Source organism: Pseudomonas sp. FEN (assembly GCF_904067045.1).
GTDB lineage: Bacteria > Pseudomonadota > Gammaproteobacteria > Pseudomonadales > Pseudomonadaceae > Aquipseudomonas.
The window spans coordinates 891,849-905,269 of record NZ_CAJFDC010000036.1; the positions used below are offsets into that span (position 1 = coordinate 891,849).

The 13,421-nt window shown below is 62.2% G+C and carries 11 protein-coding genes and 1 pseudogene; 5 read left to right on the forward strand and 7 right to left on the reverse strand.

Annotated features, from left to right (window positions below; translation table 11 throughout):
- Nucleotides 1-257: 257 nt before the first annotated feature.
- The 3 genes from PFEN_RS27630 to PFEN_RS27640 form a co-directional block, all read right to left on the reverse strand.
- Nucleotides 258-2,621 (reverse strand): DNA polymerase II, encoded by a 2,364-nt coding sequence (locus PFEN_RS27630; protein ID WP_191489750.1) that lies wholly within the window; start codon nucleotides 2,619-2,621, stop codon nucleotides 258-260.
- Between the two features lie 124 nt (nucleotides 2,622-2,745).
- Complete coding sequence (mmsB, locus tag PFEN_RS27635; RefSeq protein WP_191489751.1) at nucleotides 2,746-3,630, reverse strand: 3-hydroxyisobutyrate dehydrogenase; 885 nt, start codon at nucleotides 3,628-3,630, stop codon at nucleotides 2,746-2,748.
- A 14-nt stretch (nucleotides 3,631-3,644) separates the two neighbouring features.
- Nucleotides 3,645-5,168, reverse strand: coding sequence for a CoA-acylating methylmalonate-semialdehyde dehydrogenase (locus tag PFEN_RS27640; protein WP_191489752.1), 1,524 nt, complete (start codon nucleotides 5,166-5,168; stop codon nucleotides 3,645-3,647).
- A 145-nt stretch (nucleotides 5,169-5,313) separates the two neighbouring features.
- Here PFEN_RS27640 and PFEN_RS27645 point away from each other — a divergent pair, with 145 nt between their 5' ends.
- A complete protein-coding gene (locus tag PFEN_RS27645; RefSeq protein ID WP_191489753.1) occupies nucleotides 5,314-6,261 on the forward strand; it encodes a LysR family transcriptional regulator in 948 nt (315 codons plus the stop codon).
- Between the two features lie 82 nt (nucleotides 6,262-6,343).
- Here PFEN_RS27645 and PFEN_RS30900 read toward each other — a convergent pair.
- From PFEN_RS30900 to PFEN_RS27660, 4 genes and pseudogenes are all read right to left on the reverse strand, one after another.
- A pseudogene (locus PFEN_RS30900) lies at nucleotides 6,344-6,466 on the reverse strand (3-oxoacyl-ACP synthase); the annotation flags it as partial.
- Nucleotides 6,467-6,641: 175 nt separating this feature from the next.
- Nucleotides 6,642-6,926: a hypothetical protein gene (locus PFEN_RS27650; RefSeq protein WP_191489754.1), complete on the reverse strand. Its 285-nt coding sequence runs from the start codon at nucleotides 6,924-6,926 to the stop codon at nucleotides 6,642-6,644.
- A 367-nt stretch (nucleotides 6,927-7,293) separates the two neighbouring features.
- Nucleotides 7,294-8,184 carry an esterase/lipase family protein gene (locus PFEN_RS27655; protein WP_191489755.1) on the reverse strand — a complete coding sequence of 297 codons (891 nt, stop codon included), beginning with the start codon at nucleotides 8,182-8,184 and terminating at the stop codon, nucleotides 7,294-7,296.
- Nucleotides 8,185-8,305: 121 nt separating this feature from the next.
- Nucleotides 8,306-10,375: an AsmA family protein gene (locus PFEN_RS27660; protein ID WP_191489756.1), complete on the reverse strand. Its 2,070-nt coding sequence runs from the start codon at nucleotides 10,373-10,375 to the stop codon at nucleotides 8,306-8,308.
- Between the two features lie 360 nt (nucleotides 10,376-10,735).
- On the opposite strand from PFEN_RS27660, the gene PFEN_RS27665 reads away from it, so the two are divergent.
- From PFEN_RS27665 to PFEN_RS27680, 4 genes are all read left to right on the forward strand, one after another.
- Nucleotides 10,736-11,218 carry a hypothetical protein gene (locus PFEN_RS27665; RefSeq protein ID WP_191489757.1) on the forward strand — a complete coding sequence of 161 codons (483 nt, stop codon included), beginning with the start codon at nucleotides 10,736-10,738 and terminating at the stop codon, nucleotides 11,216-11,218.
- 167 nt (nucleotides 11,219-11,385) lie between these two features.
- Complete coding sequence (locus PFEN_RS27670; RefSeq protein WP_191489758.1) at nucleotides 11,386-12,018, forward strand: TetR family transcriptional regulator; 633 nt, start codon at nucleotides 11,386-11,388, stop codon at nucleotides 12,016-12,018.
- A 228-nt stretch (nucleotides 12,019-12,246) separates the two neighbouring features.
- The gene (ureE, locus tag PFEN_RS27675) at nucleotides 12,247-12,747 is read left to right on the forward strand and encodes an urease accessory protein UreE (RefSeq protein WP_191489759.1); all 501 of its coding nucleotides are present in this window, start codon (nucleotides 12,247-12,249) and stop codon (nucleotides 12,745-12,747) included.
- Nucleotides 12,744-13,418 (forward strand): urease accessory protein UreF, encoded by a 675-nt coding sequence (locus PFEN_RS27680; RefSeq protein ID WP_191489760.1) that lies wholly within the window; start codon nucleotides 12,744-12,746, stop codon nucleotides 13,416-13,418. Before ureE ends, PFEN_RS27680 begins: the two co-directional genes overlap by 4 nt.
- Nucleotides 13,419-13,421: the final 3 nt, after the last annotated feature.

Below are 13,421 nucleotides of genomic sequence, written 5' to 3' on the forward strand. Positions count from 1 at the left end.
ATTGTTCGATTGGTGCGACCAAGCGCTTGAAAATGGATACATCAATCGATGCAAATTGTTCTTTATAGTGCTCGATCAGCGTAGACGCTTATTTTCAGAGCAAGGACATCGCAGCCTCTTTTGCGCTGCGAAATCGTGCTGAAGGTCATTTGGGCGATGGGCGGGGGGGACGGCTTGATGACAGCAAGGCGCGCGAGCGGTGCAGCCCTTGCGCCAATCTGGTGCCTGGGTTCGCTGACGCGCCCCAGGACTGAGGTTCAGAACAACCCCAACTGCCCGCCGATCAAGGTGCTGAAATCATCCTGAACAAAGGGCAGGATCGCATCCGCCACCGGCTGTAGCTGCCGGGTGATGTAGTGGTCGTAGTCGATCGGCGCGCGGCGTATCTCCAGCGGCTCGGGGCCGGCGAGGGTGATCACGTAGCTGATCCAGCCACCGCTCTGGTACTGCCGCGGTCGTCCCTGCGCATCGTTGTACTCATCGGCCAGGCGCGCTGCTCGCACATGGGGCGGCACATTGCGTTGATAATCGCCCAACTGGCGGCGCAGGCGCTTGCGATAGACCAGCCGCTCATCCAGCTCGCCCGCCAGGGTCCGGCGCACGTAGTCGCGCACATAATCCTGATACGGCAGTCGGTCGAAGATGCGCCGATACAGCTCCTGCTGGAACTCCTGGGCCAGAGGCGACCAGTCGCTGCGCACGGTTTCCAGGCCTTTGTAGATCATCTCCCGACTACCGTCGGCACGGCTCACCAGACCGGCATAACGTTTCTTGCTGCCCTCCTCGGCCCCACGAATGGTCGGCATCAGGAAGCGGCTGAAATGGGTTTCGAACTGCAACTCCAGAGCACTGTCCAGCCCGAGCGCCTGTTGCAGGTGCTCGCGCCACCACTGGTTGACCTGCGCCACCAGGCGGCGGCCGATCTGCGCGGCGGCGTCCTCGCTGTGGGCCGCCTTCAGCCAGACAAAGGTGGAGTCGGTATCGCCATAGATCACCGCGTAGCCCTGGGCTTCGATCAGTTGCCGGGTCCGCCGCATGATCTCGTGGCCGCGCAGGGTGATCGAGGACGCCAGGCGCGTATCGAAGAAGCGGCAGCCGCTGGAACCGAGCACGCCATAGAAGGCATTCATGATGATCTTCAAGGCCTGGGACAACGGCGCATTGTGCTCGCGCTTGGCCGCCTCCCGGCCCTGCCAGACGCTCTCGACGATGGCCGGCAGGCAATGCCGCCTGCGGGAGAAGCGCGCGCCGCGAAAGCCAGGCAGCGAATCACGGTCGTCGGGATGGCGCAGGCCCTCCACCAGTCCCACCGGGTCGATCAGGAAGGTGCGGATGATCGACGGGTAGAGGCTTTTGTAATCGAGCACCAGCACCGACTCGTACAAGCCGGGCCGCGAGTCCATGACGAAACCGCCGGGACTGGCTTCGGGAGTGCGCTCACCCAGGTTCGGCGCAACGAAGCCCTGACGATGCATCAACGGCAGGTAGAGATGGGTGAAGGCCGCCACCGAACCGCCGCTGCGGTCGGCGGGCAGGCCGGTAACCGTGGCGCGCTCCAGCAGGAAGGTCAGCAACTGGGTCTTGTCGAAGATCCGCGTCACCAGCTCGCAGTCCTTGAGGTTGTAGCGCGCCAGGGCGGGCTTGTCCTCGGCGAACATGCGGTCGATCTCGTCCATGCGCTGGTATGGGTTGTCGATGGACTTGCCCTCCCCGAGCAGGTGCTGCGCCACGTATTCGAGGCTGAAGGAAGGAAAGCTCCAGGTCGCCGCGCGCAGGGCCTCGATGCCGTCGATGATCAAGCGGCCGGCGGCCGCCGCGAAGTAATGGGTGTTGCGCGCGCCATTGTCGCGCCAGCCCATGACATCACCGCCACGGCCCAGGCGCAGCGGCACCTTCAAGCGTTCGGCGTGTTCGTGCAGCACCCGCAGGTCGAACTGCACCAGGTTCCAGCCGATGATCGCGTCGGGGTCGTGCAGGGCCAGCCAGTCGTTCAGGGCTTCGAGCAAGCCGGCGTGGGTATCGCGGTAGTCGAACTTGAAATCGACCGAGGTGGCGTCGCCGTTCGGCGGTCCCAGCATATACACCTGGCGCTCGCCACAGCCCTCCAGGGCGATGGAATACAGTTCGCCCTGCATGGTGGTCTCGATATCCAGCGACACCAGCTTCAAGCGCGGGCGATAGTCCGCCGCCGGTTTCATCTGGGTATCGAGCAGCGGGCCGTCGGGGTTGGCGGTACCGCCGAACTGGACTGGGGCGGTGATGAAGCGCTCCATCAGATAGCGCTCGGGCGGGCGGATATCGGCTTCGTAGACATCGACGCCGCCCTTGCGCAGCCGCTTTTCGATATTCATCAACTGCCGGTGTTGCTGGCAATACAGGCCGAGGACCGGGCGGTGATGGAAGTCCAGCAGTTCCAGCGGGCGCAACTCGACCCCACGCTCGCCATGCAACAAAGCTTCGGCGCGTTGACGATGGGCGGCGGGAATGAAGGCAACGGAAGGTTGCGGCGGCAATCGGACATGCCGGGGACCGTTGTCGGTCGCCAGCCAGAACTCGACCTGCGTGCCCGTGGGGGTGTCGCGCCAATGCCGGGTCAGGACAAAACCCTGCTGTAGATCCACCACCCGCACCTCGAAAGCATTTTCAGGCGGATGATTCTACGCGCCCTGACCGGTCAGGTGTGTGGGAGTGGCGCTTGTTGGATCGCGGCACTACGGCGATCCAACAAGCGCCGCTCCCACAGGCCTACGGTTTGCGATAGGTATTGATGATCGCCGAGAAATCCTTGCCGCCTTCCCCGCGCAGACTCATCGCCTGGTAAAGCTGCTGCGCCACCGCGCCGAGCACCACCGGCTGATGCGCCTGACGCGCCGCTTCCGTCGCCAGCCCCAGGTCCTTCAACATCAACTCGGCACCGAAACCGCCGGTATAGCCGCGCGATGCCGGCGCCGTCTCGACGATCCCCGGCCAGGGGTTATAGATTTCCGAACTCCAGCAGCGCCCGGTGGAACTGTTGATGACCCCGGCCAGCACCTGGGTGTCGATCCCCAGCGCCGCGCCAAGGGCCATGGCTTCACTGACCCCGACCATGGAAATGCCCAGCAGCAGGTTGTTGCAGATCTTGGCGATCTGCCCGGTGCCCACTTCGCCGCAATGGACGATATTGCGCCCCATTTGCGCCAAAACCGGTTGCACGGCGGTGAACAGCTCCAGGGATGCCCCGACCATGAAGGTCAGGGTCCCGGCCGTGGCGCCGCCGGTACCACCGGACACCGGCGCATCGCCCATCGCCACACCCTGTTTGGCCGCGGCCGCAGCCACATCCCTGACGGTCTGCGGATCGATAGTGCTGCAATCCAGCGCCGACACGCCCCGGCCAATACCGGCCAGCACCCCATCCTCGCCCAGCCAGACGCTGCGCACATGGGCCGCCGCCGGCAGCATGCTGATCACCAGCTCACAGCCCTGGGCGGCGCTTTTCGGCGACTCGCTGATTGTCCCGCCGAGGGCCGCCAGCTCCTCCAGCACGGTCTTGTTCAGGTCGAACAGATTCAGGCTGTGCCCGGCCTTGATCAGGTTGCGCGCCATCGGCGCGCCCATGTTGCCCAAGCCGATAAATGCAATCTTCATGGCAGCTTCCTCACTCAGCGCAGATTGATGGTGGTGTTCACACCGTGGTTGACACTGTCATCGTCGAACCAGCGACTGGTGACCGTCTTGGTCTGAGTGTAGAACTGCACCACCTGCTTGCCGTAAGGCCCGAGATCGCCGAGCTTGGAACCGCGCGAACCGGTGAAGCTGAAGAACGGCACCGGCACCGGGATCGGGATATTGATGCCGACCTGGCCGACATCGATTTCGCTCTGGAACTTGCGCGCCGAGGCGCCGCTCTGGGTGAACAGGCCAGTGCCGTTGCCGAACGGGTTGGCGTTGACCAGGGCAATCGCCTCGTCAAGGGTGTCGACTTCCAGCACCAGCAGCACCGGGCCGAAGATTTCCTGGGTGTAGATCTGCATGTCGGTGGTCACCCCGGAGAACAGGGTCGGGCCGACGAAGTTGCCGTGTTCGAAGCCCGGCACCTTGATGTCGCGACCGTCCAGCTCGAGCTTGGCGCCTTCCTTGATACCGCTTTCGATCAGCCCCAGCACCCGCTCTTTCGCCCGTTTGGAAATCAGCGGGCCGACATCGGTGCCCGGCTCACTACCGGCATTGACCTTGAGTTTCAGCGCCAGGGCCTTGAGGTCCGGCAGCCATTGTTTCGCCGCGCCCACCAGCACCACCACCGAGGTGGCCATGCAACGCTGGCCGGCCGCGCCGAAACCGGCGCCGACCAGGGCATTGAGGGTCTGTTCGCGGTTGGCATCGGGCAGCACCACGGCGTGGTTCTTCGCCCCCATCATCGACTGCACGCGCTTGCCGTGACGGCCGGCGAGGTCGTAGACATGGGTACCGACGGCGGTCGAACCGACAAAGGAAACGGCCTTGATGTCCTTGTGGGTGCACAGCGCATCCACCACATCCTTGCCGCCATGCACCACGTTCAGCACGCCCGGCGGCACCCCGGCTTCCAGCGCCAGTTCCACCAGCAGCAAGGTCGACAGCGGGTCCTGCTCGGATGGCTTGAGGACGAAGGTGTTGCCGCAGGCAATCGCCATCGGGAACATCCACAGCGGAATCATCGCCGGGAAGTTGAACGGGGTGATCCCGGCGCAGACACCGATGGGCTGGCGCAGGGTGTAGGTATCGACACCGCCGGCGACGTTCTCGGCGAACTCGCCCATTTGCAGGGTACCGATGGAGCAAGCGTGTTCCACCACTTCCAGGCCGCGGAAGATATCGCCTTCGGCGTCGGCAATGGTCTTGCCCTGTTCGGCGCTGAGGACCACGGCGATGCGTTTGGAGTGTTCGCGGATCAGCGCTTGCAGCTTGAGCATGATGCGCATGCGCGCGCCGATGGGGGTCAGCTTCCAGGTCTGGAAGGCGCGATGGGCGGCGGCGATGGCGGCGTCCACTTCATCGGCGGTGGCGAAGGGAACCTTGGCCAGGACTTCCTGGGTCGCCGGGTTGACGATGTCATGCCATTCCTGGGTTTTGGATTCGACCCACTGGCCATCGATCAGCAACTTGGCGGTCTTGAGCGTGGTGTCGGGCTTGAGAGAAACGTTCATTGAAGTCTCCTGAATTATTGTAGGGGCGAATCCTGGACGGGCGGTCCGAAACGGGCGAGGCAGCGCCCGAGCATGGTGACTGGACTGTTTTTGGAGTATAGATGTGCGTTCTTCTAATAAGAATGCACATAAAAACCGGACCAACATGCAAAAAAACATCACGTCTTTGGGTTCATTGAACTGGGACGACCTGAAGTTTTTCCTCGAGGTCGCCCGTACCCGCAAGGCCAGCAGCGCAGCCAAGCGCCTTGGAGTGGACTACACCACGGTGTCGCGACGCATCAGCTCACTGGAGGGTGCACTGGGCACCTTGCTGTTCGAGAAATCGCGGACCAATGGCTTTGTGCTGACCGCCGAGGGCCAGCGCTTGCTGGGCTATGCGGAGTCCATCGAAAGCACCTTGCACATGGCTTGCGAGCAAGTCTCCGGGTCTGGGGTGGCGCTGTCGGGGCATGTGCGGATGGGCTGCACGGAGGGTTTCGGCAGCTTTTTCATCACCCCGCAGTTGAGTCACTTCGTCGACGCCTACCCGGCGATTTCCGTCGATATCCTGCCGTTGCCGCACTTCATCAGCCTGTCCAAGCGCGAGGCGGATATCGTCATTGCCCTGGAGCGTCCGGAGCATGGGCCGTATGTGTGCTGCAAGCTGTGCGACTACCGTTTGCAGCTGTATGCGACCCAGGCGTATCTGGACCAGCACCCACCGATCCGCCGGGCCAGCGACCTGGGGCGGCATCAGTTTGTCAGCTATGTCGACGACCTGGCGTTCAGCAACGAACTGCTGTACCTGGCCAATGCCCTGCCGAATGCCACGGCCAACCTGCGCAGCACCAGCGTGATCGCGCAGTTCGTCGCGGCGCAACAGGGCCGGGCGCTGGCGATCCTGCCGTGTTTCCTCGCGGCCCAGGATCCGAGGTTGCTGCCGGTGCTGGCAGATGAGGTGAATATTACCCGGCAGTTCTGGATGTACTGCCGGGAGGATTTGCGCAAGCTGAAGCGCATTACCTTGTTGTGGGATTACATTCGGGATGTGACGGAGCGCAATCAGGCGCTGTTGATGGGGGAAACGCGGAGCATGGTTTTCCACGATTGAGACCGGGTGCGATCCCTTGTCGGAGCTGGCTTGCCGGCGATGGCGTCATTGCGGGCGACTCAAGCCTCCAGGGCCCCATCGCAGGCAAGCGCAATTCGGCACCGCGGAAGAAGTCTTCACTCAGCTCAGGGATTTCGCTGGTGTCGATATCCTGGTCGTTCAGCTTGGCCAGGTGCTCCCAGTCAGTTTTCGATGTTTTCGACATAGTATTTGGCCTCCTGTTTGGAAGGTTTTCGGGCAGACCAGATGCTCGGCAAGACAGGACGCGATCCCTTGTAGGAGCAGGGCTTGCCCGCGAAGGGGCCCTCAAGATCGCTAAAAGCTTCGCGGGCAAGCCACACTCAGGTTGTGTGGTGTTTTCAGATCCGCGTTTTTTCCGATCAGGCCTGCAAGGCACTTGGCTGACGATCCGTGAATCGCCCCTGCATTGCATCCAACGCATCGCAGCCATCCTGCAACAACAGATAGGCCGCTGAGGCGAAGTGTTGAAGATCGCGGTCGCAGGTATTGCCAATGCTCATGCAGGTTAGGCTGTGGCTCAGGTCTCGAGCTGACTTCAGACGCTGTATGGCAAATTCGTAGAGGTTGCGCACCGGGACATCGAGCTTGAGGTAGAGCACCGGGGCGTCAGTGAGGTTGCTTTGTAGCGGGTGGAAATTGGTCATGGTGTAACTCCGTAATAGTCATAGAGTCACCAACATCTGCGGCTAAACAAACGAGGGTGGCAGCTGTACGCGGGTTAGCCGACCGGGGACTATTACGAAACCCGGCACACCCGCAGGTGTCCCACGCACAGCCGCCATAACAAAAAACCAGGCAGCAAAAAAGCCACCAATATCATAAGGCGCTTATGCGTTTCGTAACAGTTTCGATCGGCTAAGACCGGTCACCGATTCGTCGATGACCACCGAACTATAGTTCAGTGACTCGCCGAATAGCTGCCGCTTTTACACCCTGAAATACGTGCCAGTACCGCTGCCAGCGCTGGCACTTTTACTCCCCGCGACAAGGCTTTCAGCCTTGCAGAACAGCTCAGACACCCGCCAACTTCAACCGCCGCGCATGCTCGACAAACAAGCGGATCGGCTCCGCGCCCTTGCCCACCAGTCCGAACGACTGGTTGACGATATCGAAGTGATCCAGCGGATAGTCATCACCGATCACCGTCCCCAGATGCGAGCTGTTGCGGCCGACCATGCCGTCACACTGCCCGGCCTCGCGCACGAAGGTTTTGGCGAACAGCCGGCAACTGCGGTTGGTACCATCGAACAGGTTGCGCCCGCGATCCGTGATTCCTGGCTGCAAGATCCCGGACCAGGAGTAGTAACGCACCCCATTCACCAACTCATCGCCCTGCCCGCCCCAGCTCCGCGGCAACCCCTGCGGATATTGCCGATTGAACAGCGCGACGCCTTCGCTGGTCAGCGACTGGTGTGACGCCGGCAAATCCATGGGCAGGCGCAGCCCGTAATGGCCAGTGTCCAACCAGCCCATCACACGCGCCACGGCACACAGCAACAGGCTGAGCAGACGAGCACTCAGCCCCTCGCGCGGGTAGTGCTTGTCAAAATAATCCGCCAGTTCCGAGCCATGGTTGGGGCCGGCCACCGAGGTCACCGAGGCCACCCACTCCGGTCGTTTCGCCGCTGCATAACGAGCGGTCAGCGCGCCCTGGCTATGGCCGATCAGGTTGACCTTGTCGGCCCCGGTATCGCGACGGATCTGCTCGATCCGTGCCAATAACTGTTCACCACGAACCTCGCTGGAATGCAGCGGCGACACCGCCACCGGAAACACCTGCGCGCCACCACGACGCAATGCCGGAACAATCCCATACCAATAGGGGAAAAACACCAGGCGAACAAAGCCGAGCATGCCCGGCACCAGCACCAGCGGATAACGTGTAGCAGTCTCTTGCGGCATTCCGTGAGCATCCATGTAGGTCAAGCGCCAAAGTCTGGTTGCACTGCGCAAGTCAAAGCATCGGCATTGAAGATGACAAATGCATTGTGGTGAGCGGGCCTGCCGGTGTCCGCTCAGGCTTTCAGCCCTTCACCGTCTTCGGCGCCTTGCCCGCCTTCATCTGTTCCAACAACGGCGCGCACTGATTCGGTACGTCGCCGCTGGGCGCCACCAGTGCCAGCAGCCCCGCCGCCGGTCCGGCAATCACCCCCAGGGCCACCATGCCGGCGCCGCGCAACATCAACGGCACCGCCTGCACGCCGGCATCGGGTTTGATGAACTTGCCCCGCACATACAAGGGTGAACGCAAGGACAACAAGCGGAACCCCTTGGATTCGGGGGTGATTTTCAGGTCCAACTGCTCGCTGGCAAAGTTGGCCGTGCCATCGATGTAGATGATCGCGTTCTCGGTATCGAAGACAAACAGCCGGGTGGTCGCCAGGCCGCTCTTGATCCCCAGGTCCGCCGCCGCGCAATTGATCTTCACCTCCTTGTCGCCAAAGATTTTTCCGACCACATAGTTGCCCACGTTGAGCCCGGCGATCTCCATCAGCCCACGGCTGATAGCGCCATCGTTGACCAGCATCTTCAGGTCGCCATTGGAGGTACCGAGCAATTTCGCCACCGAGTTGCCGGTACCCGTGATGTCCGCATCGCCATTGAGTTCGCCGAAACTGGTCTGCATCGGTTCGAAGGTCGGGAACAGTTGCTTGAGCTTGAAGTTGCGCGCCGTCAGCTTGGCCCGGCCCTGCATCGGCGTGGCGCGGCCATTGAGGCGGATCTGCGCATCGAGCTTGCCGCCCGCCACGCCGAAACGCAGCGGTTCCAGGCTCAGTTCACCGTCAGTGAGTACCAGGTGGGTATACAGATCGGTAAAGGGCAACTCACTGCTGTGGACGATACGCTTGCCGGTGAACTCGACATCGGCGTCCATGTCGCGCCAGCGCTCGGTGCGGAACTCTTCCACCGGCAGCAACTTGTCCGCCGGCTGCTTGCTTTCACCGCCACGGGCCTTCTGCTTGGCATTCGAGTCGGCGCCGATCAGCGGCGCCAGGTCGGTCATCAGCAGTTGATTGGACACCAGCGTGCCGCTGAGTTTGGGCCGTGGCTGGCTCGCCAGATAAACGAGGTCGCCATGAATATCGCTGGTGCCGATCTTGCCGTTGAAGTTCTCGTAGGTGAACGCGGCGCCAGCGGGATCGCGCAGCTTGGCGATCAGGTGACCGTCGGTCTCATACGCCGGCGAATCCGGCAGGGTGACGCCGGTCAGCGGGTAGAGGTTGCCCAGGCTGCTGCCGGACAGGGTCAGGCGCAGGTCGAGGGCGCCGAGGTTACGCGGGTCGGTCAGGGTCCCGGCGATGGCGATCCGGGTGTCGGCGACCTTCACGTCGGCCTGCACCGGAAAGGGCTTGGCGGCGTCCTGCAGGGCCAACAGGCCACCGATCTTGCCGCTGCCGGCGAGGTTCTGGCCGTGGTACTGCCCCTTGGCTTTCAACGCAAAGGCATAGTCCTGGGGCGACGCCCCCTTCTCCAGGGCCTTTTTCGCGGCCTTGTCACCGACGATATCGCCGAATGGAATGGACTTGCCCAACGGATCGATCACCAGCTCGAGACGGGCTTTCTGGCTCTGGTCGTCAAGAGTGACATGTCCCTTGTCGAAGCCGATGGCACCGATATCCACCACCCAGCTGGACGGTTCGGCATTCGGGTCCTTGGGATCGAACTGGAAGGACCAACTGGCTCGGCCATCGGCCAGGCGTTCGAGGTTGGCATTCGGCTCGGTCAGGTCGATGCGCGGGATAACCACCTGCCGCGCCAGCAGCGGCAAGGGCGAAAGGCGCGCCTCGACCCGCTTGAGCGTGACCATCTGCGGGTTCTTCGCCCAATCGGGATTGCCCAGGGTCAGGTCTTCGGCGATCAGATGGGGCCAGGGTACCCAGGCCCGCCAGCCGCCCTCGTCGGCTTCACGCTGCCAGCGCAGAGACAAATCGCCATTGATGGCGAAGGGACGATGGAGAATGGCCGACACCTTGGCATTGATCGGCGGCTTGATCCGGTTCCAGTCGAACAAAGCGATAACGGCGACCAGCACGGTCAACAGGAGGACGAGGCTGGCACTGGTCCAGGCAAGAATCTTTCGAGTGCGCGTCATTGCACGGGGCTCCTAGAACGACTGACGTCCAAAATTCGACGCATTATGCCTTTATGACCGGTAAACGCCCGACAAGGTTTAACGCCAAAAACCATTGATCGACAACGGCAAGGCACGAGCGGTCCTGACCAATCTGTCAGCTTTTCGTTCGCTGCACGCCCCCATGTGGCGCGGCGGTGAGTCGAAAATACCCATCGCAGGGCAAAGGTAACGTGCTGTAAGCCTCGATCTAGAGGGGTTTGGGTAGAACCATCAATTCCGTTGATTATTAACATTGTGCTTATGAACTTTTATATCGATTTTGCAAGAGTAGCATTAGCTTCGTACCCACTTTATCGCCCTCCTACGGAGCAACCGATCATGAAACGCCAATTAATCCTCAGCCTCACCCTTGCCGTACTGGCTGCCAATGCCTATGCCTTGCCAGCCCGTGAACAAGCGGCTCCACAAGCTCAAGCCAGCCATGCAACCGTTAGCCAAGTGCTGAATACTTTGGCTGCCGATGGTTCCGACCGCACGCCTCAGGGCCAGATCCTGGCTGCCGATGGCTCCGACCGCACGCCTCAGGGCCAAACCCTGGCTGCCGATGGCTCCGACCGCACGCCTCAGGGCCAAACCCTGGCTGCCGATGGTTCCGACCGCACGCCTCAGGGCCAAACCCTGGCTGCCGATGGCTCCGACCGCACGCCTCAGGGCCAAACCCTGGCTGCCGATGGTTCCGACCACACCTTCACCGGCAAGAATGGCGAAGTCGCCGAAGGCGGTCGTGATCGCCTGGAAGAGAAAGGCCTGGTCCAAGACGGCGGTGACCGTGTCATCGAACGTAATCAAGGCCTGAGTTAAGGTCATGCTGGCCTGGAACAAAGCCCGGTCTCCTGGATCGGGCTTTGATATTTCAGGGTTCTGAACATTCACAGTCCTCTCCCCGATTGCCCCTTCCGTAGGGTTCGACGCCGGCAAAGCCGATTTGCTAGAGTGCGCCGCTCTCCTTATCCAGAACATACCCTGCGATGCTGCCCCGCGCCGAACAGAAACAACAGACTCGACATGCGCTCATGGACGCTGCCCGGCACCTGATGGAATCCGGCCGTGGCTTTGGCAGCCTGAGCCTGCGGGAAGTGGCGAAGACCGCCGGGATCGTGCCCACCGGTTTCTATCGGCATTTCGACGATATGGACCAGCTCGGCCTGGCCCTGGTGCGCGAAGTCGGCCAGACCTTCCGCGAAACCATCCGCCTGGTGCGCCACAATGAGTTCGTCATGGGCGGCATCATCGATGCGTCGGTGCGGATCTTTCTTGATGTGGTGGCGGCCAATCGCTCGCAGTTCCTGTTCCTCGCCCGTGAGCAATACGGCGGCTCGCTGCCGGTGCGCCAGGCCATCGGCGCGCTGCGGGAAAACATCAGCACGGACCTGGCGACCGACCTGGGCCTGATGCCCAAGCTCGACCACCTGGACAAGGATGGGCTGACGGTCATGGCCGACCTGATCGTCAAGAGCGTGTTCGCCACCTTGCCAGACATCATCGACCCGCCGTCCGAGCCCCTGCCGGAACACTTGACGCCCCAGGCAAAGATTACCCAACAGCTGCGCTTCATCTTTATCGGCTTGAAGCATTGGCAGGGGCTCGGCAGTACCGAGTAGCCGGAGCGGGTGCCCTGCACCCGGATCGCCAGCAAGCTGGCGATAAGGCCCACAAGGCACCACAAAAGCGCATCGACACCACTCGCGCACCATCTTGAAACATTCCGAAACATGACTACGCTCCCTTTTCAGGCATCCAGCGCTTTCTGACGGGACTTTCCTACGTGGCAGGCGATTGGCAAGCCCCTTGCTCTAGCTCAAGCATCGCTCATTGCCGGAAGCCTCCCGATGTTGGTGATTCATCGCAGAATCGAACCTCAACCCACCTGGGCCGCCGAGCTGCACCTGAACTTCGAAGCCCGTAGCAAAAGTCGCCTGCGCTGTTTCAGTGCCGAGGGCGAGGACGTGGGGCTGTTCCTCGAACGTGGCCAGCCACCACTGCACGACGGCGAATGCCTGGAAGCCGAAGACGGACGCATCGTGCGGGTCTGCGCACGCCCGGAACAACTGCTGCACGTCACCTGCCGCAATGCCTTCGAACTGACCCGCGCCGCCTATCACCTGGGTAACCGCCATGTCGCCCTGCAAGTCGGCGACGGTTGGCTCAGGCTGCTCGACGACTACGTGCTCAAGGCCATGCTCGAACAGCTCGGGGCTCATACCGAAACCCTGGAGGCCCCGTTCCAACCGGAACACGGCGCCTACGGTGGTGGCCATCACCATTCCCGCCATGGCGACGAAGACTTCAACTACCCGCCGCGCCTGCACCAGTTCGGTGTACGCCCATGAATCCGGCCTGGGCGCTGCTGCGCCTGGCCAGCCCACAACTGCCGATCGGCGGCTACAGCTATTCACAGGGCCTGGAAATGGCCGTGGAACAGGCCCGGGTCAAGGACCCCGACAGCGCCCGGCGCTGGATCGCCGATCAATTGTTGCTCAATCTCGCCCGCTTCGAAGCACCGTTGCTGCTCGCCCATTGCCAGGCGGCGGCGGCGGAAAACTGGAGCGAACTGAAACAACTCAGCGCGGAACACCGCGCCAGCCGTGAAACCCGCGAGCTGTATCAGGAAAGCCGGCAGATGGGCTATTCCCTGCAGCAATTGCTCTGCGGCCTGCCGGAGTTGGATGCAGCCGCCCGCGAATGCCTCGCGCAGCACCCCGAACCCCATCTGGCCCTGGGCTGGGCGCTGGCCGCCCGCGCCTGGCAGATCGCCCCCCAGGACGCCTTGGCCGCCTGGCTCTGGAGCTGGCTGGAAAACCAACTGGCCGTGTTGATGAAAACCCTGCCGCTGGGCCAGCAAGCGGCCCAGCGCCTGACCAGCGAATTGCTGCCCCTGCTGCAACAGGCCCAACAAGCCGCCACGGCCCATGACCCTCAATCCATCGGCAGCGCCGCCTTCGGCCTGTCCCTGGCGTGCATGGCCCATGAGCGCCAGTACAGCCGTCTGTTTCGTTCCTAGGAG

What these genes read in the sequence shown, in the direction of transcription:
- mmsB (WP_191489751.1), bottom strand. Translation starts at nt 3,630, where the DNA reads ATGAAGATTGCATTTATCGGCTTGGGCAACATGGGCGCGCCGATGGCG.
- PFEN_RS27640 (WP_191489752.1), bottom strand. Translation starts at nt 5,168, where the DNA reads ATGAACGTTTCTCTCAAGCCCGACACCACGCTCAAGACCGCCAAGTTG.
- PFEN_RS27645 (WP_191489753.1), top strand. Translation starts at nt 5,314, where the DNA reads ATGCAAAAAAACATCACGTCTTTGGGTTCATTGAACTGGGACGACCTG.
- PFEN_RS27650 (WP_191489754.1), bottom strand. Translation starts at nt 6,926, where the DNA reads ATGACCAATTTCCACCCGCTACAAAGCAACCTCACTGACGCCCCGGTG.
- PFEN_RS27655 (WP_191489755.1), bottom strand. Translation starts at nt 8,184, where the DNA reads ATGCCGCAAGAGACTGCTACACGTTATCCGCTGGTGCTGGTGCCGGGC.
- PFEN_RS27660 (WP_191489756.1), bottom strand. Translation starts at nt 10,375, where the DNA reads ATGACGCGCACTCGAAAGATTCTTGCCTGGACCAGTGCCAGCCTCGTC.
- PFEN_RS27665 (WP_191489757.1), top strand. Translation starts at nt 10,736, where the DNA reads ATGAAACGCCAATTAATCCTCAGCCTCACCCTTGCCGTACTGGCTGCC.
- PFEN_RS27670 (WP_191489758.1), top strand. Translation starts at nt 11,386, where the DNA reads ATGCTGCCCCGCGCCGAACAGAAACAACAGACTCGACATGCGCTCATG.
- ureE (WP_191489759.1), top strand. Translation starts at nt 12,247, where the DNA reads ATGTTGGTGATTCATCGCAGAATCGAACCTCAACCCACCTGGGCCGCC.
- PFEN_RS27680 (WP_191489760.1), top strand. Translation starts at nt 12,744, where the DNA reads ATGAATCCGGCCTGGGCGCTGCTGCGCCTGGCCAGCCCACAACTGCCG.